The organism is Spirillospora sp. NPDC029432 (assembly GCF_040703975.1).
In the GTDB taxonomy this organism is placed as follows: Bacteria; Actinomycetota; Actinomycetes; order Streptosporangiales; family Streptosporangiaceae; genus Spirillospora.
In genome coordinates, this window is sequence record NZ_JBEZWH010000145.1 from 1 (window position 1) to 3,467 (window position 3,467).

Sequence of the window (3,467 nt, forward strand, 5' to 3'; positions counted from 1 at the left end):
CGGTTCGGGATGGCGACCACGTTCTTCAACCCGCTGCCCTGCATGCGCGGGTACGGCGGCACCACGTATCGGAACGGGCTCAACCTCTCCGCCGCCCGCCGCTCCGGCCACCGCGCCGTCCGCCGGGGAGGGGCCGTGGGCCGGCGACGGGCCGTGGTCGCGGGACGTCCGCACCGGGGAGTTCGCGGCCGAGTCCAGCGAGGTCACCGGGCTGCTGCCGAAGCGGGTCCGGCAGCAGAGCCTCGCGCCGCAGCTGCGCGAGCGCCCCGCGCCGCCGGGCTCGGGCGCCGTCCCGGACGGGGGCGCCCGGGAGTTCGACGAGTCCGACGACCTCACCGGCCCCGGCGATCCCGATGATCTCGATGATCTCGATGACGAGCCCAGCCCCGAGCTCAGCCGCGACCTGATGTCCTCGCTCCAGTCCGGCTGGGCGCGCGGCCGCGGCCCCGATGACGACGACGATGACGGCGGCGAAGACGGCGGCATCGACGCCCGCACCGGCGGCGCCGAGTTCGAACCACACGACGAACGGGGAGAACGATGACGCGGAGCCAGGCGGCCGGCGAGCTCGGCTGGCTGCTCGACGACCTGGTCGAACGGGTCGACGAGGTCCACCAGGCCGTGCTGCTGTCGCGCGACGGCCTGGTGATGGGCTCCTCCGGGAGCGTCACCCGCAAGGACGCGGAGTTCCTGGCGGCGCTGTCGTCCGGGTTCCACAGCCTGGCCAACGGCGCCCGCGAGCACTTCGGGGCCAAGCGGGTGCGGCAGACCGTCGTGGAGCTGGACGGGTCGCTGTTCTTCGTGCTGCCCGCCGGGAACGGCAGCTGCCTGGCGGTGCTCAGCGACGCGGGCGGCAACGCTGGGCTGGTCGCCTACGAGACCGCGATGCTCATCAAGCGGGTGCGCCGGCAGCTGGGCGCCGCGCCCCGTACCGACGCGGACTCCGGCGCCGGGGCACGGGCCTCGACGGCCGCCGAGCCCGGCTAGGCCCGGCCGTGGACGCGCCGAGAGAGCGGTGGACCGGCCAGGACGCGGGGCCGGTCGTACGGCCGTACGCGCTGACCGGCGGCCGGACCAGGCCGCGCGGCGCCCCCTTCGACCTGGTCGCCATCCTGGTCGCCACCGGGAAGGCGCCCGGCGAGCGGGTCCGGCTCACCCGCGAGCAGCGGCGGCTGCTGGAGCTGTGCCGGCGCCCGTCCACACCCGCCGACCTGGCCTCCGAGGCCGACCTCCCGCTGCGGGTCGTCCAGATCCTGCTGGACGACCTCCGGCGGCTCGGGCTGATCGAGCGGCGGGAACCGGAGCACGACCGCGCCCGCCCCGACAGCCGGATACTGATGAGGGTGCTCGATGAACTTCGCCGCCTCTGACCTTCCCGTGACCCCCGGGACGCCCGCGACCCCGGCCGAGCTGGACGAGGACCCGAAGCACACGCTGAAGATCCTGGTGGCCGGCGGCTTCGGCGTCGGCAAGACGACGCTGGTCGGCTCGGTCAGCGAGATCCGCCCGCTGCGCACCGAGGAGACCCTCACCGACAAGAGCGCCGGCGTGGACGACCTCGCCGGCCTGGAGCGCAAGTCCACCACCACCGTCGCGATGGACTTCGGGCGGCTGACGTTCGGCGGCGGCGTCCGCCTCTACCTGTTCGGCACGCCGGGGCAGGAGCGGTTCTGGTTCATGTGGGACCAGATCGCCTACGGCGCGGTCGGCGCGATCGTGCTGGCCGACACCCGGCGGCTGACGGCCAGCTTCGCCTCGATCGACTTCTTCGAGCGGCGCGAGATCCCGTTCATCGTCGCGGTCAACCGCGCCGACGGCTCCCGCCACTACACGATCGCGCAGATCCGCGACGCGCTGGACGTCGATCCGCACGTGCCGGTCATGCTGTGCGACGTGCGCGACCGCGGCTCCGCCAAGAACGTGCTGGTGGCGCTGGTCGAGCACGCGATCCGGTTCGCGCCGGCGCCGGGCCCCTAGGAGCCGGTGACCACCGAGAAGTTGAAGTCGCCGGTGCCGAGCCTCCCGTAGAGGGTCACCCACATCAGCACCAGCGGCTCCATGCCGCGCGCCGCCTGGAGCCCGCCGAGGTCCATGATCTGCCCGTCGCCCCAGCCGAACGACCGCAGCAGCCCGGCCGTCTCGTCCTTGGCCGCCGCGTCGTCCCCGCACAGGAACACGTTGTGGTGCCCGGGGACCAGCTCGGGCCGCACCATGACCGAGTTGTTCATGGTGTTCAGCGTCTTGACCACGCGCGCGTCCGGGAACGCCCGCTGCAGCTGCTCCGCGACGCTGCCCTCCGCGGGGACGACCAGGCGCGGCGGGAAGCCGTCCGAGAAGTCGAGCGGGTTGGACACGTCGACGATCACCTTGCCGCGCAGGTTCTCCGCGCCGGCGGCGGTGAGCGCCGCGAGCGAGACCAGCCCGCCGGTGGCGTTCACGACCAGCTCGCCCGCCGCGGCGGCGTCGGCGAACGTGCCGTGCCCGCCGCCGGTCTCGCGCGCCCACTCGGCCGCGACCGGGTTGCCGCCGGAGCGCGATCCGAGCGTCACCCGGTGGCCCAGCCCGGCCAGCCTGCTCCCGAGCCGGCGGCCGACCTCGCCGGTCCCCATCACCGCAATCTTCATCCGCCGTCCCCTCCCGCACCCGCCACCGTACGGATCGACCGTAGAACCCCCGGCGCCCCGCTGCCAGAGGGCGCTTCCCGGCGCCCTCCCGGGGGCGGCGAAAAAATTCGTGGAAAAAGTCCGGCGGGGATGTCGGGATCGCCGTTTCGGCGCGCACCTACCCGTGAAGGCCGAGAAGCGTCCCGAGGGGCGCGCGAGACGAGGGAGCGAATCATGAAGTACATGCTGCTGATGCAGTTCGGCGCGGAGCCGGTGGACTTCCCGCCGCTGGACACCTGGACGCCGGACGAGATCAAGGCGCACATCGCCTTCATGGGCGAGTCGAACCGCAAGCTCACCGAGTCCGGCGAGCTGGTCTCCGCGGAGGGCCTGGACGGGCCGGAGGCGGCCAAGATCGTGCGGGCGGACGCCGCGGGCCGGCCCGTCGTCACCGACGGGCCGTACTCTGAGACCAAGGAGTTCCTCATCGGCTACTGGATCGTCGACTGCGAGGGGCCGGAGCGCGCGCTGGAGATCGCCGCCTACCTCTCGACGGCGCCCGGGCCCGGCGGCAAGCCGCTCAACATGCCCATCCAGGTGCGCCAGATCATGGCCGGACCGCCCGAGGAGATGTAGGACTGCGCGACGGGGAGATCGACGCCGGCGTCCTGCTGCGCGAGTTCGCGCCGCAGGCCGTCGGCGTGCTCACCCGCCGGTTCGGCGACTTCTACGCCGCCGAGGACGCGGTGCAGGAGGCGCTGGCGGCGGTCCCGGTCCACCCTGATCACGTCGGCGCCCAGGTCGGCCAGCAGCATCGCGGCGAACGGCCCCGGCCCGATCCCGGCCAGCTCGATCACGCGTACC

5 protein-coding genes and 2 pseudogenes are annotated in these 3,467 nt (G+C 73.6%); 5 read left to right on the forward strand and 2 right to left on the reverse strand.

Annotated features, from left to right (window positions below; genetic code table 11):
- From AB0881_RS41630 to AB0881_RS41645, 4 genes and pseudogenes are all read left to right on the forward strand, one after another.
- A pseudogene (locus AB0881_RS41630) lies at positions 1-544 on the forward strand (hypothetical protein); the annotation flags it as partial.
- Entirely contained in the window at positions 541-987 is a 447-nt protein-coding gene (locus AB0881_RS41635) for a roadblock/LC7 domain-containing protein (protein ID WP_366626431.1), read from the forward strand. The pseudogene AB0881_RS41630 and the gene AB0881_RS41635, both read left to right, overlap by 4 nt.
- Before the next feature lie 8 nt (positions 988-995).
- The gene (locus AB0881_RS41640; RefSeq protein ID WP_366626432.1) at positions 996-1,370 is read left to right on the forward strand and encodes a DUF742 domain-containing protein; all 375 of its coding nucleotides are present in this window, start codon (positions 996-998) and stop codon (positions 1,368-1,370) included.
- Positions 1,371-1,377: 7 nt separating this feature from the next.
- Positions 1,378-1,977, forward strand: a complete 600-nt coding sequence (locus AB0881_RS41645; RefSeq protein ID WP_366626433.1) for an ATP/GTP-binding protein — start codon at positions 1,378-1,380, stop codon at positions 1,975-1,977.
- On the opposite strand, the gene AB0881_RS41650 is transcribed toward AB0881_RS41645, so the two are convergent.
- On the reverse strand, positions 1,974-2,624 hold the full coding sequence (locus AB0881_RS41650; protein WP_366626434.1) for an NAD(P)-binding domain-containing protein: 651 nt from the start codon (positions 2,622-2,624) through the stop codon (positions 1,974-1,976). The genes AB0881_RS41645 and AB0881_RS41650 overlap by 4 nt on opposite strands.
- 213 nt (positions 2,625-2,837) lie before the next feature.
- Here AB0881_RS41650 and AB0881_RS41655 point away from each other — a divergent pair, with 213 nt between their 5' ends.
- Positions 2,838-3,239: a YciI family protein gene (locus AB0881_RS41655; protein ID WP_366626435.1), complete on the forward strand. Its 402-nt coding sequence runs from the start codon at positions 2,838-2,840 to the stop codon at positions 3,237-3,239.
- Between the two features lie 134 nt (positions 3,240-3,373).
- Here AB0881_RS41655 and AB0881_RS41660 read toward each other — a convergent pair.
- A pseudogene (locus AB0881_RS41660) lies at positions 3,374-3,467 on the reverse strand (CoA transferase); the annotation flags it as partial.

Coding starts and splice junctions, on each gene's coding strand:
- AB0881_RS41655 (WP_366626435.1), top strand. CDS start 2,838: ATGAAGTACATGCTGCTGATGCAGTTCGGCGCGGAGCCGGTGGACTTC.
- AB0881_RS41650 (WP_366626434.1), bottom strand. CDS start 2,624: ATGAAGATTGCGGTGATGGGGACCGGCGAGGTCGGCCGCCGGCTCGGG.
- AB0881_RS41635 (WP_366626431.1), top strand. CDS start 541: ATGACGCGGAGCCAGGCGGCCGGCGAGCTCGGCTGGCTGCTCGACGAC.